Raw genomic sequence first — 18,073 nt, 5'->3', positions numbered from 1 at the left:
GCCTATCCTTCCGCCCGGAAATAGCCGCGGACCTGGCTCAACGCGTCCAGAAACGCATCGATATCCGAGCTTGTTGTATATATCCCCACCGAGGCGCGCACCGAGGCAGGCACCCCGAAGAAATCGTGAATGGGCTGGGCGCAATGGTGCCCCACCCGCACCGCAATACCGCGCGCATCTAAGAATTGCCCTACGTCATGGGGATGCACACCGGCAACGGTAAAAGCCGCGATCCCGGTACGGCCACCTCCCCCGCGCGGTCCGAGCACCCGGATCCCCGGGATCTGCCCGAGGCCTTCGAGGAGCTGGACCGTGAGCGCGTCTTCATAGCGTGCCACCTTCTCCATGCCGATAGCACTGAGATAATCAACCGCACGCGCAAGGCCCACAATCTGGGTGACCGGTTGGCTTCCCGCCTCAAAACGGGCCGGCGGGCGCGCGTAGCGCGTTTTTTCCATCGTCACCCGTTCGATCATTGAGCCACCAAATTGGTAAGGTGGCAGATCCGCGAGGAGCTCTTCGCGCCCGTAGAGCGCGCCCACACCGGTGGGGCCGTACATTTTGTGCCCCGAAAAAGCAGCGAAATCCACGTCGAGGGCGTGCACGTCCACGGGAAGGTGCGGCACCGATTGGCAGGCATCCAGAACCGTAAAAGCACCCACCGCGCGGGCAGCTTCCACGATCTGTGCTACCGGAGATACCGCCCCGGTCACATTCGAGACGTGGGTGAAAGCAACGATCCGGGTGCGCCTCCCGATAACCCCGAGACTAGCCGGGTCAATTCGCCCCTCGCTATCCAGCTCAAGCCAGGTGAGGCGGGCCCCGGTACGTTCACACAGTTCTTGCCAGGGCAGCAGATTCGCGTGGTGTTCGGCGCGGGTGACCACAATATCGTCACCGCTACGCAACAGGAAACGATCCGCATTACCCCATCCGCGTCCCGCCGTGGCATTCGATATCGCGTAGGCGATGAGGTTGAGGGATTGGGTGCTTCCGCTGGTCCACACGATTTCCTGGGGTGCCGCCCCGATGAAAGCCGCCACTTTCGCGCGGGCTTCTTCGTAGGCCACGGTGGATTCCTCCGCGAGCAAGTGGCTACCGCGTTTGACCGCTCCGTTGGAGCGTGTATCAAAATCCATCATCGCGTCTAGTACGGCGCGCGGGCGCTGCGCCGTCGCCCCGGAATCTAGGTATACAAGGGCCTGGCCCCCGCGCATCGGCCGGGCAAGGATCGGGAAATCTTCCCGCGCCACCAGCGGGCGCACGGCGCTCACCTACTTCGCCTCCGCTTCGATGTAGCTGTCGTAACCGGAAGCTTCCAGTTCGCTCGCCAGATCCGTTCCGCCGGTGCGCACAATCTTGCCGCCGGCGAAAACGTGGACGTAATCGGGTTTGACGTACTGCAAAATTCGGTTGTAGTGGGTGATGAGCAACAGCGAATTACCGGTGCGTTCATGCACGTCTACAATCCCTTCGGAGACCACGCGCAGCGCATCCACGTCCAGGCCGGAATCGGTTTCGTCCAGGACGGCGATCTTCGGTTCCAGCAATTCCATCTGGAGCACCTCGGTGCGTTTCTTCTCCCCACCGGAGAAGCCCACATTGAGATCACGCTTAATGAAATCGGCATCCACGCGCAGTTTCTCCGTGACCTTGCGCAGGGCCTGGGACCATTCCCGCAGCTTCGGAGCTTCTCCGTCAATCGCGGTTTTCGCGGTGCGCAGGAAATTCGAGACAGATACCCCCGGCACTTCGACCGGATATTGCATGGCGAGGAAAAGTCCTTCGCGGGCGCGTTCATCAGCCGTCATATCGGTAATATCCACGCCGTCAAGCAGTACCTGCCCGGAGGTGATCTCATAGGAAGGGTGCCCGGCCAGCGCGTACGCCGTGGTCGATTTACCCGAACCGTTCGGACCCATAATCGCGTGGATCTCATTATCGCCAATATGTAGATTGACACCGTGCAGAATCGGCTTGGGACCTTCGGGGGTAATCACCGAGGCGTGCAAATCAATAATATCGAGAGTAGCCATTACTTCTCCTCAGGTCTTGTGTCCACGTCAATAAAAACGCGGCCGTCGTTATCGCAGGTCAAGGGGTAGACGGGCACGGGTGTGACCGCCGGGAGCGTGAGGGCACGCCCGGAACACAGGTCGAATTCCGCCCCGTGTTTGGGGCATTCGATTGTGGTATCAAAAACTTCGCCATCGCTGAGATTGACGTCTTCATGGGTACAGATATCGCCCACGGCATGCCAGGTTCCGTGGCAGTCGCGCGCGATACATACAGGTACGACGGCGCCGCTAGCAGCGCGGACTTCCACGCTCAAGGCGCTTTCCGGTTCGAGATCCGCGGTGGTACACACCTGCTGCCAGCTCATGCCTCCTCCCCGTTCCCGGCATCGGCTAAATCGAGTTCCCGTTCGATGGCGTCCATGAGCTTGGTACGCACCGAATCCACTTCGATCTGCTCCACCAATTCCGCGAAGAAACCACGCACCACCAGGCGGCGCGCCACATCCGCGGGAATGCCCCGCGCCATGAGATAGAAGAGCTGCTCATCATCAAAACGGCCCGTTGCCGAGGCATGCCCGGCCCCCGCGATATCTCCGGTGAGAATCTCCAGGTTAGGCACCGAATCGGCCTTGGCTCCCTCGGTGAGGACCAGGTTGCGGTTGAGTTCGTAGGTATCCGTCTGTGCGGCCTGCGCGCGAATAAGCACATCCCCGATCCACACCGAATGCGCCTCATCGCCCTGGAGTGCCCCCTTGTAGGTAGCGCGGGATTTGCAATGCGGGGCCACGTGATCCACGAAAATGCGGTGCTCGTGATGCTGGTGGCTTTCGGTGATATAGGCACCCAGCAGCTCGCTATCGGAACGCTCTCCTTCCAGCTCGCACGCGGTGGTCATGCGGATGAGATCCCCGCCGATAGTCACCACGATATGCCGGAATTTCGCGCCTTCTCCCACCCGGATCCGCTGGGCGGAATGCTGGGAGGCGCTGCGTTCCTGTTCCTGCACGGACACGACGGTGAGATCAGCATGCGGACCCACCTCAATTTCCACGGTTTCGGTGAGGTTACCGCTGCCGGTGTGTTCAAGCACCACGGTGCCGCTGGCCTCCGGTGCCGCGGTAATGAGGGTGTGGGCAACGCTCAGTTTCCCTTCGCCCTTGATGATGGCGACGACGTCCGCGTGCTCGCTTCCATCGAGAGTCACGATATGCGCGCGCTGGAAAGCCGACCAGGCGAGGGCAGCCGCCCGGTCGTCGGGTTTCCCGACGGTGCCCAGGCGAGGATCGCTGCGATCCACTTCTTCCACACGGGCACCGCCCACAACGGTGGCGGTTACGGTGGCATCCCGCACGCCCTCCACGTCCTTAATAAACGGGGCTACCCGATCCATCGGCGTGAAACGCCAATCTTCTTCCTCCCCGGTTCCGCGCGGAATCGGGAACTCCTCCGGATTAAAGGAGGCGAAGCGATCCGAGCGGTCGGCGTGCGCGGTATGGAATCCTTCATCTGCCAGCACCGCCTGGGAATGATCAGTACTGACCATTAGCCCACACTCCCTTCCATTTGCAGATCAATAAGACGATTGAGTTCAAGTGCGTACTCCATGGGCAGTTCCCGAGCGATGGGCTCCACGAAACCACGCACGATCATACCCATGGCTTCCTGCTCGGAGAGGCCGCGTTGCATGAGGTAGAAGAGCTGCTCCTCGCTCACCTTCGTCACGGTCGCTTCGTGCCCCATTTCGACGTCGTCCGTGCGCACGTCCACATAGGGGTACGTATCCGTACGGGAAATATCATCGACGAGCAGCGCATCGCAGACCACATTCGATTTCGAGCCGCGCGCATCTTCTGAGACTTGCACGAGACCGCGGTAGGAGGAGCGTCCACCCCCGCGCGAAATCGACTTCGAAACAATCGAGGAGGTGGTATTAGGGGCCAGGTGCTGCATTTTCGCGCCGGTATCCTGATGCTGGCCGGGGCCGGAGAAAGCCGCAGACAGCGCTTCCCCGTGCGCGTGCTCACCCAGGAGCACGCAGGCCGGGTATTTCATATTGAGACGTGAACCGATATTACCGTCCACCCATTCCATCGTGGCACCCTCTGCTACGGTGGCCCGCTGCGTAACGAGGTTGAGCACGTTATTCGACCAGTTCTGGATGGTGGTGTAACGGCAGTGGGCGTTCTTCTTCACGATGATTTCCACGATGGCTGCGTGGAGGGAATCTTCGGAATAGATAGGGGCCGTGCAGCCTTCCACGTAGTGAACGTAGGAGCCTTCATCACAAATAATGAGGGTGCGTTCAAACTGCCCCATTGCCTGGGTGTTGATACGGAAGTACGCCTGCAAGGGAATATCCACGTGCACGTTCTTCGGGACGTAAATGAAGGAGCCACCAGACCACACCGCGGTATTGAGCGAGGCGAACTTATTATCGCCGGCCGGGATCACGGTGCCGAAGTATTCGCGCACAAGATCTTCATGCTCGCGCAGCGCGGTATCGGTATCCACGAAAATAACGCCCTGTTCTTCCAGATCCGCGCGAATCGAGTTGTAGACCACCTCGGATTCGTACTGGGCAGCCACCCCGGCCACCAGGCGTTCTTTTTCAGCTTCCGGGATGCCGAGCCGGTCGTAGGTGTTTTTGATTTCCGGGGGAAGATCATTCCAGTCGGTAACCTGGCGGTCGGTAGCTCGCACAAAGTATTTGAAGTCATCAAAGTTGATACCGGAAAGATCGGCTCCCCACGTGGGCATGGGGCGTTTCTCAAAAAGACGCAGCGCACGCAAGCGCCGTTTGAGCATCCATTCCGGCTCTTTCTTCGCCGCGCTAATCGCGCGTACCACGCCCTCATCCAGACCGCGGCGCGCGTGCGCCCCGGCGGTATCGGTATCGTGCCACCCAAATTCATAGGCGCCGGACAGGTTCGCAATAACGTGTTCCTGCTGCGCCACGGCCTCCGCAATTGCTGCCTCGTGCCGTGTTTGTGCCATGTGTTTCCTCCCGATTTAAACGCTGTCAGCGTGCAGCGTCACCGTGCACACGTGGCTCCCGGATGCAATGGTTGCCAAGCGTTGCACGGGAACCCCGAGTAGTTCGTGAAAAGCGCGGGTTTCCGCCGCGCATAAAAAGTTATTCCGTGTGGCGACGTCGCGCAGAGGGCAGCGCCCCTGACACAACTGGATCATCTGGCGCGGCCCATCTTGCGTACCCGGAACATCGCGAACCGAAGCGGCGTAGCCATCTTGGGTGAGGGCGCGCGCCAGGCGGCGCAGCCGCTCCGCCGGATTTTCTGTATCCCCGAGCACATCGCGGTAGCGCGCCACCAAAGCGCGTTCGCGCCGGCGTGCAAATTCCGCAACCCCGGCCTCCCCCAGATTTTCACGCAGAAAATCGAGGGCCGCATTTGCCATGGTGTGATAAGAGGTCGCTCCGGCATTCTGCCCGGTATCCGTTGCCACGTAGTAGCGCGCTGGTCGCCCGGCCCGCGCTTCACGCTGCCCAGGTTTCTCGCATTCGGTGATCGCACCGGCATCTTCGAGCGCCACGAGATGGCGCCGCACCCCCGCGGGGGTAAGAATAGCCAGGTGGGCCAGTTCCGCGGCGCTAATGGGACCGCGCTCCATAATGAGACGCAAAATCCCTTCGCGGGTTGTTTCTTCCCGGGGGCGGATCCCTGCACTTTCTTTGTCAGCCATCTGCATCTCCACCCCTTCCACTGTCCACCGTTCTACACCCTCACCGAGCACTCGTGCGTACCTGAGCCGCAGCCCGAGGTTCTCCCGAATGTCCCGCCGCTGCCCTATCACGTGCCGGGCTGCCATATCTAGGACCTCGCCATTCAATTAAACAACACCGACGTTGCGTAATCTAGTTTGGACAGCCTAACCGGACGGGAAAAGTCCCGTTCTTACCGGCGCGGATCCGCAGCCCGCCCGAGTTACGCCCGTGGCTGAGACCGCCCGGAGCCACCGCCCTGCCCCCGGTGAGCTACCGGCGCCCGAACGCCCCTAGCCGTTAAGAGCTGCGCGCCAGGTACGCAAGTACCGCTGCCACCAGCTGCGGATTAGCAACCCGTCCGGCCATAATCGCCTCTCGCACCAGGGGTAGCGGTACCCACCGCACCTCAATTTCGGCCTCTTCATCTTCGCGAGCAAAAGCGGCCGCGACTGGCTCGGGGTTACAAGTGAGATAGACCGTGAGCTGCTCGTTAGTGAAACCGGGCGACGTGTAGAAACGGGTGAGAAACTCCAGTTCCCCGGCCGTATAATCCGTTTCTTCACGCAGCTCCCGGCGCGCGGCATCCATCGGATCCTCACCCTCGATATCGAGGATGCCAGCCGGAATTTCCCACAGGAACGAGCGAACCGGAATCCGATACTGGCGGATGAGCAGCACTTCCTCAGGTGCGCCGTCGCCGCTGCCCCGTACCGCGAGCACCGCCACCGCATCGCGGTGCTCCACCCAGTAACGATCCATCCGCGCCCCCACGCTGGGCAGTTCCACCGTGTCCTCGTACACGTTAATGAACGGGGACGTGAGCACATTGCGCCGCCCCACGTGCCGCATATGCGCGGGGCAGTACTCGTCACGCAGATCCTGGTACATAAAATTTCCTTTCCCGCCCTGCGCAGGCGTGCGGGCCTCAGACCCGTTTATGCATTAGCCTCGTCGAAAGCCACGGCAATGGCGGGCATTTCTTGGGTCGACGGCGCCTCCGCGTCGCGCGCCAACCGGAGCGCCCGCCGGTCAACGAAGTAGAGCGCCACTCCCCCGATGGCGAGGGTGAGCACTCCCGCCCCGGCAGTTGCCCCCAGCGCCCCCAGGGCACCGTCCCCCCACCAGCGTAGTATTCCGCGCCCGCTGGCATATCCGACCGTGCCGGCTACCATCGCGGCGGGCAGTACGATCCGCAGGGAGTATCCGACGCCCCGCAGCGCCCCGGGGCCTACCGCGCGCCGGATAGCGAAGATGTGGCCAACCCCGCCCACGATCATTCCCACGGACATCGCCACACCGATGCTGATGAGGACCTCGGTGCGTCCGCGCACCCCCAGGCCCGCCGCCCCGATAAGAACCACAACCACCGTCAGCCACGCTGCCGAATTGACAATAATGACCGCGCGGGCCGCCTCCACTGCGTAGAGCACCCGCGACCCGTGGTAAATAAATGCGTAACCGAGGAGAGCCGGCGCCATGGCCAGCATGGCGGTATCCATATGGGCCACCGGACGCGCCACCGCGAAGAGTGCCTGGGCGGGCTCCGCAACGGCCACCAGCAGTGCCACGCACAGCAGCCCGATATCGAAGACAAGGCGTGAGGAGCGGGCGGTGATCCGAGCCAGGCCCGGGCGCCCGGGGATCGCGGCGGCTTCCGCGAGGCGTGGGAAAACCGCGGTGGCGATCGGAACAGCCAGCACCGCATAGGGAACCATATAGAGCTGGTTCGCGAAAGTGAAAACCGGGTAGGTTCCCACATCACCGCGGGCATTGGCGAAAAGCATAACCGCGATGATCTGAATTTGCTGAGCCAGCAGGCCAGCCAGCCCGGCCGCGCTTAACCGGAGCGCCCGGCGCCCTACCCCCGGCGGGAAACGGAATGTGGGCCGCAGGGTGATGCGGCGGAGCACCGGGATGAGCTGGGGAAGGGAAAAGACCGCGACCCCCGCAGTGGTCCCCCAGGCCAGCACATAGAGAGCCGTGCGAGAAATCCGCGCCGGATCGTGCTGCTGGCCCGCGGCTAGCTGCGTGAAAATAAGGAAGGTAATAATAACCGTGACGGAGGAGAGCAGCGGGGCGAGAGCCGGAAGCACAAATTTTTTATGCGCCTGCAAAAGTCCCGTACACACGACCGACAGTCCATAGAGCGGGATTTGCCAGGCGAAAATCCGGAGCAGGGTGGCAGCGAACTCCACGCTAGCGGCAGGCGATCCCTCCCCCAGGAGCACGTCCATAATGGGCCGGGCGCCGAGGGTAACGAGCCCCGCAACCGGAATCCCGATGGCAAGTACCCAGGTGAGCAAGGCCGAGGCGGTGCGGGATACCTCCGCGGCCAATGCCTTGGCCAGGAATCCGGAGACCAGCGGAATGACCGCGGCGGCCAAGGCCCCGCCGGCCGCGATTTCAAAAAGCACATTGGGGACGGTATTCGCCGTCGAATAAGCCTCCCCGGCGAGAGAATCCCCCAGCGCCCCGTTTTGCACCCAGGCGCGCACAAACCCCATGGCACGCGAGAGCAGGGTGAGAATCGCTATGGTTCCGGCTGCTCCGAGTGCCGTTCCGAGAACTTTTTTCATGCCCGGCCCGCCTGGTCGAGGGCGCGCAACCACGGATGGGTTGCGATGACCCGCGAAAATGATATTTTTTCGCTCGCGATATTAAGGGCGACGACGACGCCCAGCGCCCCGCGCCGCACCCAAGGCCCGCGGCTGGCAAGCGTCCACCCCAGGGCCGCGCCCACCGCATTCGCTCCGGTATCTCCGAGCATGACCGTGCCCGCGAGATCCGCGGGCAGGCAGGCAACGCCGGTACCGACAAGGGCGGCGGCAATAGGCCCGGATGGCGGGTAACTGAGAAGAGAAAAAGGAGCAGCCGCGATCAGGGTACCTTTCCAGGCGCGACCCGGCGCGAGGTCGAGGAGATTAATAAGATTTGCGGTGGCAGCGATAAGCACGGCGCGTTCAGCGCGCAGGGCGAGCTGCCGGGAACGAGACCCGGTAGCACTCATTGGGAACCCCGATGCCGCGACCGCGCCGAGCCCAATAATCACTATTTTCAAAGCTCCGGAAGTCAGGTGGCCGTGCGCCAGTGCTCCGAGGTGGCCGCGCAACCCCTTGGAGGTTCGCGAAAATGCGCCCTCGTAGAAATCGTCGATATAACCGGCCAGTCCGCCGCTAAGCGCCGCGAGCACGGGGTGGCCCGAACATCTGCCTCCGGAGAGCAGGGAGCCCACCGCGCACCCCGTGGTGGCACCCGCAACCGCCACCGGGCCTTCCCGCAAACTGACGCTGCGCCCGTCTTTGGCAGTGCGCTGCCAGGCGGGTGCGGTGCGCCGGGCGAGCAGCTTCTCGGCTGCGCGGGCGGCGGCGTATCCGGCCAGGGCTGCGGCACCCAGGCGCACCTGGTTCCTCCAGAAAGCAGAAAGGGTCATGAACCCATGGTACCGTTACTGCCCTGCCGGAGCCTGCCCACCTTCGGGAGCCTGCCCGCCTTCCGCGGGCGCGGGAGCCGGCGCCGGAGCCTGTTCGGGGTGCGGGGCAGGCGCTGCTTGCGCCGGCGCTGCCGCATTTTGACGCTCCCCAATCGCGCTATCCGCTCCGGGGGCTACCCCGAGGTGGACGTGGCGTTCATGTAGTTCGGCAGCTGCCGCCATGGGAATATTGACATCGCCAAGCGCGGTCTGCGCCGAATCCACCGTCGATCCGTTTTTTGCGGAACGCACGGCTCCCAATACCGAGTTTCCGTCTGTTCCCGCGCCGACGGCCACGGCCGGACCGCGTCCGGCAATAGCTGCGAAGGCAGCCTGGTAGGTATCCGTAATATGCGGTGAGGTGGTCGCCTTGTCGGCCGGAACCGGTGCGGTCTCGGCCGGATCCGCGGTGATAAAAACAACCACCTCCGCGGCTTCACTCGGAGCAACCGCCACGTCGATCAGCTTATTTTCCGGGGAGGTGAGAAGAGTGATGAGCGTCGTCGCCCCCGCATCTTCGGGCGCGGAACGTACCACGGTATCCACGGCCGCCCCGAGAATCGCATCCGCGGAACCACCGGCCGGCAAGTCCTTGACATAAGAGCCGAGGTTACCGGAAAGGGTGGAACGGTAGGTGGCGTATTCGGTATCAGTAAAGGCTGGGGCCAGGGTGATTTCACCCGTGATACGGGCGCCGGCCGCGGTCAGGCTCTGCCGGGTCTTCTCCACGATGGCTCCGTCCGCGCCGGCCGCCGCCACGATAGCAACACGCCGGTTGGTCAGCGTTCCAGCATTGAGTTGCTCGCCAGCACCGAGCAGCGCCGTCGACGCCGCATCGAGCTGCGCCCCGCGTTGATCAAGCTCCACGCGCATCTTGTCACGCGATTCACGCAGGGAATCCACCTGGCCGGTGAGCCCGTGCGCGATGGAATTTTGCAGCGGTCCGGCCCCGAGAATCACTCCGATGGCAAGCGCCAAAAACACCGAAACCAGGGAAACGAGATGATACCTAAAATCAACCATCAGCTAACTTTCCTAGAAGAGATTACGGAACCACTCGGCAAGATCCCCGAGGCGAGTGGTGAGCACGGACAGGAAGGTTTGGCCCGCACCGGTGACGGCCAGGGCGGCGAAGAGCGCAAAGACTCCCGCAAGAATGAGGGCGACGAGCATCCAATTCGAGATCGAGGAGCGGTAGAGGCGCGAAACTCCTTTCGCGTCAATGAGCTTGCCCCCCACCACCAGACGGGTAAGGAAAGTGGATGCCATTCCCGCCCGGCCTTTATCGAGGAATTCAAGAATCGTATTGTGCGTGCCCACCGCCACAATGAGCTTGGCCCCTTTGGAATCAGCCAGCAGCATGGCAACATCTTCGGAGGTTCCGGTAGCCGGGAAGACCACGTGATCCACTCCCAGATCCTCCACCCGTTTCTTACCCGGTGCGCGCCCATCGCGGTAGGCGTGCACCACTACCTCAGCACCGCAGCGCAAGGCTTTATCGGAAACCGAATCCATATCACCCACGATAATATCCGGGGTGTAGCCAAGTTCCAGAAGCGCATCGGCCCCGCCGTCCACCCCGATCATAAGCGGGCGATTTTCCCGGATATAGGGGCGCAGGGCGCGCAGGTCTTCACGGTAGTCGTAGCCGCGCACCACCACGAGCACGTGGCGGTGCTCCATGGACGTACGGATATCGGGAATTCCCACCCCGTCAAGGATAAGACCCTGTTCCTCGTTGAGATATTCGAGGGTATTGGCGGCAAAAGCACGCAGTTGCACGGTCATGCCCGCGCGGGCGGCCTCGCTATCACGAGCGATGCTCTGCGCGGTTTGCAAGGTGCCCTCCGCAATAACGCGCCCGCCTGCCACCACGCGCGCCCCGTCAATATCGACCCACTGGCCCTCGGAGATATCCATAATTTCTGGGCCGAGGTCATCGATAAGCGGAATACCGGCTTCTTCCAGAATAGCCGGGCCAAGATTCGGGTAGCGCCCCGAGATAGACTTCGCGGCATTAAGCACGGCAACGGGCTGCGCGGCCACGAGGTTTTCCGCCGCAACCCGATCCAGATCTGTGTGGTTAATAATCGCTACATCGCCGGCTTGGAGACGACGAGTGAGATTTTTGGTGCGCGCGTCCACCCGGGCCGGACCGGCCAGGGTTCCTTCCGCAACGACCTTCTTTTTTCGCCATAACTTCGATGCCACAAGCTTTATAGTGCCACACTCGCGGCCTTAAGTAGCTCAGCGGCGTGCGCGCGTGCCACATCGGTATCGCTGCCCGAAAGCATGCGCGCCAGTTCCGCTTCGCGTTGCGGCCCGGTGACGTCACGCAGCTCCGTGCGTGCGGCACTTTCTTCAAGTTGTTTCACGACGACGAGTTGGTGCTCGGCACAGGCCGCGACCTGGGCGAGGTGCGTAACAACAATAACCTGGGCGCTGCCGGCCAGTTTTGCCAGTCTTTTCCCGACCGCGGTGGCGGCACGGCCCCCAATCCCGGCATCAACTTCGTCGAAAAGGAAGGTGTGGCCGCGCTGAGCGCGCCGCGCCGCCAATCCCACTTCGAGGGCGAGCATAACGCGCGAGAGCTCACCACCCGAAGCGCCCGATGCGAGCGAAGAGAGCGGAGCACCGCGGTGAGCGGCAAGCAAAAAAGTGACGGAATCCGCACCGCTTGGACCGGGATCCGCGGCGCTCACAGCCACGGTGAAACGGGCATCGGGCAAAGAGAGTTCGGGAAGTTCCGTTTCCACCGCGCGGGCGAGTTCTTCCCCGGCAGCGGTACGCGCCGCCCGCAGGCCTGCTCCGGCTTGTTCCAGGGCAGTATGAGCTTGCGAAAGCTCTTTCTCAAGACGTTCCAGGGTAGCTGCCGGGTCATCGAGGTTTTCTAGGCCCGCTCGGGCCTCAGCGGAAGCCCGCAGGATTTCTTCGCCGCTCATTCCCAGCTGTTTGCGCAGCCCGGCCAGTTCAGAACGACGCGAATAAATGGTGGAGAGCTCCTCGGGTTGGGCTTGGGTGCAACGTGCCAGTTCCGCAATCTCGGTGTGGATATCCGTGATATCGGCTTCGGCGCTTTCCAGGCGCTCGCGGAGCTCCCCGAGCTTCGTATTCGGCACATCCGGGCCGCTGAGCTCAAGGACGCGTTCGAGTTGCGCACCCGCACTTCCCAGCGCGGATATGGCTCCGTTTTCGGTATCGCTCCCGCTCAGGGCTTCAGCAGCCGCGGAGTAGGCCCCGTACATTTCCACCGCATTTTCGAGCACCCGGGCGCGCGCCCGCAGGGCTTCTTCCTCACCGGGCTGGGGATCGACCGCCTCAACTTTGTCAAGCAAGGCTCGGTAGGCTAAACGCTGTTGCGCAGCACGCTGCGCCCCGGCCCGAAAGGCATCGCGAGCTTCCCGGGCTTCCCCGTAGTTTTTCCATGCCTGTTCCCACGTTTTTTTCGCCCGCGTAACGGCTTCGCCTCCGAATTCATCGACCGCCGCGCGCTGCTGGCTGGGGTTACCCAGCCGAATCTGATCGGATTGGCCGTGCACGGTCACAAGTTCGGCCGCGATATCGGTCAGTACCGCAGTGGGGACTGAGCGCCCCCCGACGAAGGCACGGGAACGCCCTTTCGCGGGAATATGCCGGGCAATGATCACGGCGGCGGTATCGCCGTCCACGTCGTACCGCCCCCCGGCCTCGGTGATGCGTTCCAGAAGCGGAGAAGCGGCGTCCACGAGAAACGTTCCTTCCACTTCCGCTTGGGCGGCCCCGGCCCGCACCCGCGCCGGATTTGCTTTCGCTCCCAGAAGCAATGTCAGGGAGGTTACCGCCATAGTTTTTCCCGCCCCGGTTTCCCCGGTCAGCGCGGTGAGCCCGCGAGACAGATTAAGTTCAGCTTCCGCAATAACACCGAGATTGCGGATGCGTACCTGTTCGATCATTCCCGTACCTCACGCTCGCGCCAGCCGCGCACCGGTAGGTGGAAACGTGCCACCAAACGCCCGGAGAAAGGTGTTTCATTCAAACGGGCGAGCTTGACGGGCCGTTCCCCACGCACCGCGGTAATCACGGTTCCTTCGGGTGCTACAAGCCGACGCCGCGAATCACAAGAAACCATAGCCTCATCGCGCAAAACCCGTACTTCCAAGGTTGAGTAGGGGCTGACCACAAGCGGACGGGTAAAAAGCGCGTGGGCTGCTACCGGAGTGAGAAGGAGTGCCTCCACGCTCGGCCATACCACCGGTCCGCCAGCTGAGAAGTTGTACGCCGTGGAACCGGTGGGCGTTGAGAGTAACACCGCATCAGCTTTGAAAGCGGAGATTTCGCGCCCGTCCACCCCGATGGACGTTTCGATGAGACGCGAGTTAAAAGCCTTTTCCACCGAGACTTCGTTGAGGGCCCACTGGACGTTACAGGAGCCATCCGGGCGCTGCACATGCACGTCAATGGTCATGCGTTCGGAAATAACCCAATCGCGCGCGGCGATTCTTTCCACGACGGCAGGGAGTTCATCGGGTTGCGCTTCGGAAAGAAAACCCATATGCCCGTAGTTGATACCGAGGATGGGCACCCCGGTGCTGCGACCTAACTCAGCGCCACGTAAAATCGTGCCGTCCCCACCCATGACGAGGATAAGATCCGCATCGCGGGCACCCGCCAGGGTTTCACTGGTATCCACCCGCACGCCGCGGTCTTCTAGGGCGACAATCGCATCGTGAGCGGCGCGTTCCATCTGCGGTGGTAACGTGCGATTGACGACCAGGGCGACTTTTGGTTCTGCCATCGAATGCCTCCCCTCTCCCAGGTATCCTACCGCGCTACCGTGCTGGCCGTCCTTGACCCGCAGGCCCGGCTTTCACCGCGGCCCGCACACTTTCTTCGAGGTTCTCGCCTAGCTGATCGGTAGCATTTTTCTTCATATAAAGAAAGTACTCAACGTTTCCTGCCGGCCCGGGCAGGGGCGACGGTGCGATCGCTTGCAGCGCCAGCCCCGCGGCACGGGCAGAAAGGGCGACGTCGCACACTGCTTCCACGTGGTACTCCGGATTTCGTACCACCCCGTGCGCACCGATCTTCTCCCGGCCTACCTCGAATTGAGGCTTAACCATAAGCAAAAAATCGGCCGTTGGCGAACTCGCCGCAGCGAGCGGGGCAACGAGGAGCCGCAAAGAAATAAAAGATAGGTCCCCGACAACCAGATCGGGGGCGGGAGCGACCAGCGCGGGCTCCAGGGTACGCACATTCGTGCGTTCCAGCACGGTGACGCGGGGGTCTTCACGCAGCTTCCAGGCTAGTTGGCCATAGCCAACATCCACGGCAACCACGTGGGCGGCACCGCGCCGCAGCAGCACATCGGTGAATCCGCCCGTGGAAGCACCCGCATCCAGGGCACGGACTCCCTCCACGCGCGGGCCGGCATCCCCGAGATACTCGAGGGCGCCCAGGAGTTTATATGCTCCGCGGGAAACGTAGCGATCCTGAGCCGCTTCTTTGACCAGAAGTGCCTGGGCCGGATCCATCTGCCGGGCGGGTTTCGTTACCTCAGCTCCGTCAAGGAATACCTGACCTTCACGAATGAGCACCGCGGCATCCTGGCGGGAGCGCGCGAGCCCACGCCGCACGAGTTCCGCGTCAACGCGCCGTAAACGCCCCATAGGCTCGCCTTTCTGATTTAGACCCGCGCCCGGGATAGGCGCCGGCCGAGTTCGGTGTGAATCGCCTCCAGCTGTTCAATCTGTTCGGGCAGATCAAGCTCGTTGAGATTCTCCAAGGCCGCCTCAATATTAAGCGGAGCGCTCGGGCGCGGTACCGTTCCCCCAGGTGCCGCGGCTCTTTCCTGATCCGTCATCGCCGCTCCACGATGATGTCCTCGAGCGTGACATTTTCGCCAAGCCCACTATCACGGGCCTCCCATACCGCGTGCACCGCGGCCCGGTAGGTGTCCAGCCCCAGGTGGGGCCCACATCCATCGGAGGTGACCAGGCGGGCCGCTGCGCCGTCGTTACCATGATCAACCTGTGCCCAGGATGTACCCGCGACCCAGCGTTCACCTTCCCGACGGATCTCCGGGTAGTCCTCGTTGAGGACCCGTAGATCATCACCGAGATAATCGGGGCGTTCTTCCTGCGCAGCCAGCATAATATCGCGGGCGGAACTTACTCCGGTAAGCACGTGGAGACTGGCGATGCCTGCGGCACGCGCGCCGCGAATATCGGTATTGAGCCGGTCACCGATAGCGAGGGGACGGCTGGCTCCGAGCATCTCCATCCCGATGGCAAAAATCGTAGGATCGGGTTTGCCCGCGGAGAGCGGTTTCACCCCGGTGGCGTTAACTACTGCAGCCACGAGTGATCCGCAGCCGACCATAAAGCCCCGCTCCATGGGGAGGGTCGCATCGAGATTCGTAGCAACGAAAAGGGCACCGCGGCGAATAGCCAGGGCCACTTCCGAGAGCGCTGCCCAGTCAATCGTCGGGTAAAACCCCATAATGACCACGTGCGGGTTATCATCCGCGGATGTAACCGGAACAAGGCTGGTTTCACTCACCGCACGATGCAGACCGTTACCCCCGATAACGAGGGCTTTTGCTCCGGCCGGCACCCGTGACGCGGCGAGCCGCGTGCTCGCCATCGCGGAGGTGAGCACCGTTGTTGCCGGGGCTGAAATTCCCACTGTCGCGAGGTGCGCGGCGACTTCTTCCTGGGTACGCGAGGCGTTATTGGTAAGGAAAAGCGGGCGCATTCCGGCCGCGATGGCGCGCCCGTAGGCATCGGCAGCGTTGGGTGCCGGATCGGTGCCCAGATAAACGACTCCGTCCAGATCGAAAATCACGCCGTCAAAATGAGATACCAGGCTCACCATTACTCTTCTTCTGACTCCGGCTCCGGTTCCGAAATGGCCTGCGTCTCGACCTTAGCTTCGTGCGCCAGTTCAGGTTCAGCTGCGGTTACATACGCCGGTTCCGTCTCGGATTCCGTATCAGACTCAGCTAGCGCTCCGGCCTCAGGCTCTGCTTCCGCTACCTGTTCCGCTTCTGTTTCCCCGGCTACGTTCGTATCGGTTTCTAATTCGGACGCGTCCGTTGCGTCGGACTCAGGATCCTCCGCGGTGAACAGCTCGACTTCACCTTCGGCGTTGTACACCGGGTTCCAGCGGGCCCGCAGCTCTTCAGCCTCGTCCACGCGTCCTAACTCTTCGAGGCGATCTGCCTTAATGAGCTCAACGCGCGCGCGCAATTCTTCATCGAGGTTCTCGACCTTGATTTTCTCCAAAACAGCGAGTCCCGCCTCGGAATCTCCCGCGTCCGCGCGGGCGCCGGACGTCACCAGTGCCAATTCCAGCGTGGTGGCGGTATTGAGCCGCTTGAGCGGAATTTCAGCAATAAAGGCGAGAGCCTTTTCGGGACGTCCCAAGCCACGCTCGGAATCAGCCTCGAGGGCCACATGCGAGTAATCATCGGTCATACGCCGATACGTGCGCAGCTCACGCAAAGCTTCGGAATATCGGCCGGTCAAGTAGGACGTCAATCCCAGCGCCTCGCGCACAATATCGATGCGCGCCGCGTGCCGATAGGCCGCTTTGGCGTGCTCGTAGGCGAGTTCCGGGTTCTGGTCCATCATCGATCCGGCATAAACCAGGTGCCGCGCCACGTTCTCGGACACCGCCGGCGCAAGAACTTTAAGCTTCCGCCGCGACTCCGCTGCAAGATCCTGCGCATTTACGGTTTCGGGAACGAAGGGATCCTTCGCTCCACCGCGACTGCGCCGATCATCCCGCCGCTTCTTATCGTCCTCGCGATGCCCGCCACGGTCCTCGTGGCGCCGATCATCCCGGCGATAGTTATCGCGACGGCGCTCATGGCGGCGCCCGTCGCCACGCCAATGATCGTCACGCTCAAAACGGCGCTTAGCATCGCCGTGGTCGCGGCCCCCGTAGTTGTTGTTCTCGCGTGGTTCATCTTCGTTGGTACGACGACGATCTTCGCGTCCAGAGCGGTCATTGTAACGATCATCGCGGCGCCCATTGAATCGCTTATCCTGGCTCCGGCGGTCTTCACGCCATTGGCCGCCACGGCCTGCGCGCCGGTCGCGACGATCATTGCGGCCTTCGCCGCTCCGATCCCAGGAACCTCGCGATTCACGCGATTCGTTTGAATCCCGGTCGTTCCAATCGCGCCGGTATCCACGATGGTCCTCGCGGTCACGGCGGTTATGGAATCCGCTCTTCTGCCCGTGTTCACCGTGACCATCTTGGAATTCGCCTCGACGGTTCCACGACGAGCGCCGGTTGCTACCATCGCGCCCACCATAGGATTCTCGCGATTCCCATGATTCGCGATCCTGGCGCCGATCATAACTGCGGCCTCCGCGCCGATCACCTTGATGCCGGTTCCACCGGGATTCACGGTTATCCCGCCGCCGTGATCCGCCGCCGTGATCATTCCAGGCATCGCGAGGATCGCTCCAATCGCGTTCCCCGCCGTTTCCCCCAGATTCACGCTGCGAGGATTCGCGCGGTTGCCGTGCCGAGCGCCATTGTCCTCTCGGACGGTCGTCTTCGGAGCGTGCGTCGCTCCACTCTTCGTGGTCAGACATTTTATTCCTCGCAGTTCGATTGTAAAGAATCACGATGCTGTGCTTATTTTAGGCCGACTTCAGCTCGGCCGCGCGCTGAGCAGCCAATTTTGGCGCGCAAAGATTAATAACAGTGTGGGGTGTGTTCTATGCCCCATCTAAAAAGACATAAACACACCCCACACACTAAGAAACATGGCGGCAGCAACCTACTCTCCCACACCCCACCGAGTGCAGTACCATCAGCGCAAACAACCTTAGCTACCGGGTTCGAAAAGGATACCGGGCGTAACCTTGCCGC

The 18,073-nt window shown here is 62.2% G+C and carries 18 protein-coding genes and 1 rRNA gene; all 19 read right to left on the bottom strand.

What is annotated here, in order from left to right:
* Window positions 1-2 precede the first annotated feature (2 nt).
* Window positions 3-1,274, bottom strand: coding sequence for a SufS family cysteine desulfurase (locus tag DDD64_RS06560; RefSeq protein ID WP_126135594.1), 1,272 nt, complete (start codon window positions 1,272-1,274; stop codon window positions 3-5).
* The gene (gene sufC / locus DDD64_RS06555; protein WP_126135593.1) at window positions 1,275-2,036 is read right to left on the bottom strand and encodes a Fe-S cluster assembly ATPase SufC; all 762 of its coding nucleotides are present in this window, start codon (window positions 2,034-2,036) and stop codon (window positions 1,275-1,277) included.
* Complete coding sequence (locus DDD64_RS06550) at window positions 2,036-2,383, bottom strand: Rieske (2Fe-2S) protein (protein WP_126135592.1); 348 nt, start codon at window positions 2,381-2,383, stop codon at window positions 2,036-2,038. The genes sufC and DDD64_RS06550 overlap by 1 nt, the downstream gene beginning before the upstream one ends.
* Window positions 2,380-3,561: a Fe-S cluster assembly protein SufD gene (gene sufD / locus DDD64_RS06545; protein ID WP_126135591.1), complete on the bottom strand. Its 1,182-nt coding sequence runs from the start codon at window positions 3,559-3,561 to the stop codon at window positions 2,380-2,382. The genes DDD64_RS06550 and sufD overlap by 4 nt, the downstream gene beginning before the upstream one ends.
* On the bottom strand, window positions 3,561-5,012 hold the full coding sequence (gene sufB, locus DDD64_RS06540) for a Fe-S cluster assembly protein SufB (RefSeq protein WP_200807184.1): 1,452 nt from the start codon (window positions 5,010-5,012) through the stop codon (window positions 3,561-3,563). Before sufB ends, sufD begins: the two co-directional genes overlap by 1 nt.
* A 15-nt stretch (window positions 5,013-5,027) precedes the next feature.
* On the bottom strand, window positions 5,028-5,843 hold the full coding sequence (locus DDD64_RS06535; RefSeq protein WP_241227500.1) for a helix-turn-helix transcriptional regulator: 816 nt from the start codon (window positions 5,841-5,843) through the stop codon (window positions 5,028-5,030).
* A 193-nt stretch (window positions 5,844-6,036) separates the two neighbouring features.
* Window positions 6,037-6,627, bottom strand: coding sequence for an NUDIX domain-containing protein (locus DDD64_RS06530; RefSeq protein WP_126135590.1), 591 nt, complete (start codon window positions 6,625-6,627; stop codon window positions 6,037-6,039).
* A 47-nt stretch (window positions 6,628-6,674) separates the two neighbouring features.
* The gene (gene murJ / locus DDD64_RS06525) at window positions 6,675-8,315 is read right to left on the bottom strand and encodes a murein biosynthesis integral membrane protein MurJ (protein WP_126135589.1); all 1,641 of its coding nucleotides are present in this window, start codon (window positions 8,313-8,315) and stop codon (window positions 6,675-6,677) included.
* Entirely contained in the window at window positions 8,312-9,169 is an 858-nt protein-coding gene (locus tag DDD64_RS06520; protein ID WP_126135588.1) for an MraY family glycosyltransferase, read from the bottom strand. Before DDD64_RS06520 ends, murJ begins: the two co-directional genes overlap by 4 nt.
* A gap of 15 nt (window positions 9,170-9,184) precedes the next feature.
* Window positions 9,185-10,231, bottom strand: coding sequence for a copper transporter (locus DDD64_RS06515; RefSeq protein WP_126135587.1), 1,047 nt, complete (start codon window positions 10,229-10,231; stop codon window positions 9,185-9,187).
* Between the two features lie 12 nt (window positions 10,232-10,243).
* Window positions 10,244-11,419 carry a putative cytokinetic ring protein SteA gene (gene steA / locus DDD64_RS06510; protein WP_016442698.1) on the bottom strand — a complete coding sequence of 392 codons (1,176 nt, stop codon included), beginning with the start codon at window positions 11,417-11,419 and terminating at the stop codon, window positions 10,244-10,246.
* A 5-nt stretch (window positions 11,420-11,424) separates the two neighbouring features.
* Window positions 11,425-13,140, bottom strand: coding sequence for a DNA repair protein RecN (gene recN, locus DDD64_RS06505; protein WP_126135586.1), 1,716 nt, complete (start codon window positions 13,138-13,140; stop codon window positions 11,425-11,427).
* Window positions 13,137-13,982, bottom strand: a complete 846-nt coding sequence (locus DDD64_RS06500; RefSeq protein WP_126135585.1) for an NAD kinase — start codon at window positions 13,980-13,982, stop codon at window positions 13,137-13,139. The genes recN and DDD64_RS06500 overlap by 4 nt, the downstream gene beginning before the upstream one ends.
* Window positions 13,983-14,016: 34 nt before the next feature.
* The gene (locus DDD64_RS06495; protein WP_126135584.1) at window positions 14,017-14,853 is read right to left on the bottom strand and encodes a TlyA family RNA methyltransferase; all 837 of its coding nucleotides are present in this window, start codon (window positions 14,851-14,853) and stop codon (window positions 14,017-14,019) included.
* Window positions 14,854-14,870: 17 nt separating this feature from the next.
* The gene (locus DDD64_RS08790; RefSeq protein ID WP_164545944.1) at window positions 14,871-15,047 is read right to left on the bottom strand and encodes a hypothetical protein; all 177 of its coding nucleotides are present in this window, start codon (window positions 15,045-15,047) and stop codon (window positions 14,871-14,873) included.
* The gene (locus DDD64_RS06490) at window positions 15,044-16,060 is read right to left on the bottom strand and encodes an HAD-IIA family hydrolase (RefSeq protein WP_126135583.1); all 1,017 of its coding nucleotides are present in this window, start codon (window positions 16,058-16,060) and stop codon (window positions 15,044-15,046) included. Before DDD64_RS06490 ends, DDD64_RS08790 begins: the two co-directional genes overlap by 4 nt.
* Window positions 16,060-16,860 carry a hypothetical protein gene (locus DDD64_RS06485; RefSeq protein ID WP_241227498.1) on the bottom strand — a complete coding sequence of 267 codons (801 nt, stop codon included), beginning with the start codon at window positions 16,858-16,860 and terminating at the stop codon, window positions 16,060-16,062. The genes DDD64_RS06490 and DDD64_RS06485 overlap by 1 nt, the downstream gene beginning before the upstream one ends.
* Before the next feature lie 56 nt (window positions 16,861-16,916).
* A complete protein-coding gene (locus DDD64_RS08785; protein ID WP_164545943.1) occupies window positions 16,917-17,696 on the bottom strand; it encodes a hypothetical protein in 780 nt (259 codons plus the stop codon).
* A gap of 272 nt (window positions 17,697-17,968) precedes the next feature.
* Window positions 17,969-18,073 (bottom strand): 5S ribosomal RNA (gene rrf, locus DDD64_RS06480); the annotation flags it as partial.

Source organism: Actinotignum sanguinis (genome assembly GCF_003957255.1).
Lineage (GTDB): Bacteria > Actinomycetota > Actinomycetes > Actinomycetales > Actinomycetaceae > Actinotignum > Actinotignum sanguinis.
This window is presented reverse-complemented; position numbering and strand designations above follow the sequence as displayed.

What these genes read in the sequence shown, in the direction of transcription:
- sufC (WP_126135593.1), bottom strand. Translation starts at nt 2,036, where the DNA reads ATGGCTACTCTCGATATTATTGATTTGCACGCCTCGGTGATTACCCCC.
- DDD64_RS06550 (WP_126135592.1), bottom strand. Translation starts at nt 2,383, where the DNA reads ATGAGCTGGCAGCAGGTGTGTACCACCGCGGATCTCGAACCGGAAAGC.
- sufD (WP_126135591.1), bottom strand. Translation starts at nt 3,561, where the DNA reads ATGGTCAGTACTGATCATTCCCAGGCGGTGCTGGCAGATGAAGGATTC.
- sufB (WP_200807184.1), bottom strand. Translation starts at nt 5,012, where the DNA reads ATGGCACAAACACGGCACGAGGCAGCAATTGCGGAGGCCGTGGCGCAG.
- DDD64_RS06535 (WP_241227500.1), bottom strand. Translation starts at nt 5,843, where the DNA reads ATGGCAGCCCGGCACGTGATAGGGCAGCGGCGGGACATTCGGGAGAAC.
- DDD64_RS06530 (WP_126135590.1), bottom strand. Translation starts at nt 6,627, where the DNA reads ATGTACCAGGATCTGCGTGACGAGTACTGCCCCGCGCATATGCGGCAC.
- murJ (WP_126135589.1), bottom strand. Translation starts at nt 8,315, where the DNA reads ATGAAAAAAGTTCTCGGAACGGCACTCGGAGCAGCCGGAACCATAGCG.
- DDD64_RS06520 (WP_126135588.1), bottom strand. Translation starts at nt 9,169, where the DNA reads ATGACCCTTTCTGCTTTCTGGAGGAACCAGGTGCGCCTGGGTGCCGCA.
- DDD64_RS06515 (WP_126135587.1), bottom strand. Translation starts at nt 10,231, where the DNA reads ATGGTTGATTTTAGGTATCATCTCGTTTCCCTGGTTTCGGTGTTTTTG.
- recN (WP_126135586.1), bottom strand. Translation starts at nt 13,140, where the DNA reads ATGATCGAACAGGTACGCATCCGCAATCTCGGTGTTATTGCGGAAGCT.
- DDD64_RS06500 (WP_126135585.1), bottom strand. Translation starts at nt 13,982, where the DNA reads ATGGCAGAACCAAAAGTCGCCCTGGTCGTCAATCGCACGTTACCACCG.
- DDD64_RS06495 (WP_126135584.1), bottom strand. Translation starts at nt 14,853, where the DNA reads ATGGGGCGTTTACGGCGCGTTGACGCGGAACTCGTGCGGCGTGGGCTC.
- DDD64_RS08790 (WP_164545944.1), bottom strand. Translation starts at nt 15,047, where the DNA reads ATGACGGATCAGGAAAGAGCCGCGGCACCTGGGGGAACGGTACCGCGC.
- DDD64_RS06490 (WP_126135583.1), bottom strand. Translation starts at nt 16,060, where the DNA reads ATGGTGAGCCTGGTATCTCATTTTGACGGCGTGATTTTCGATCTGGAC.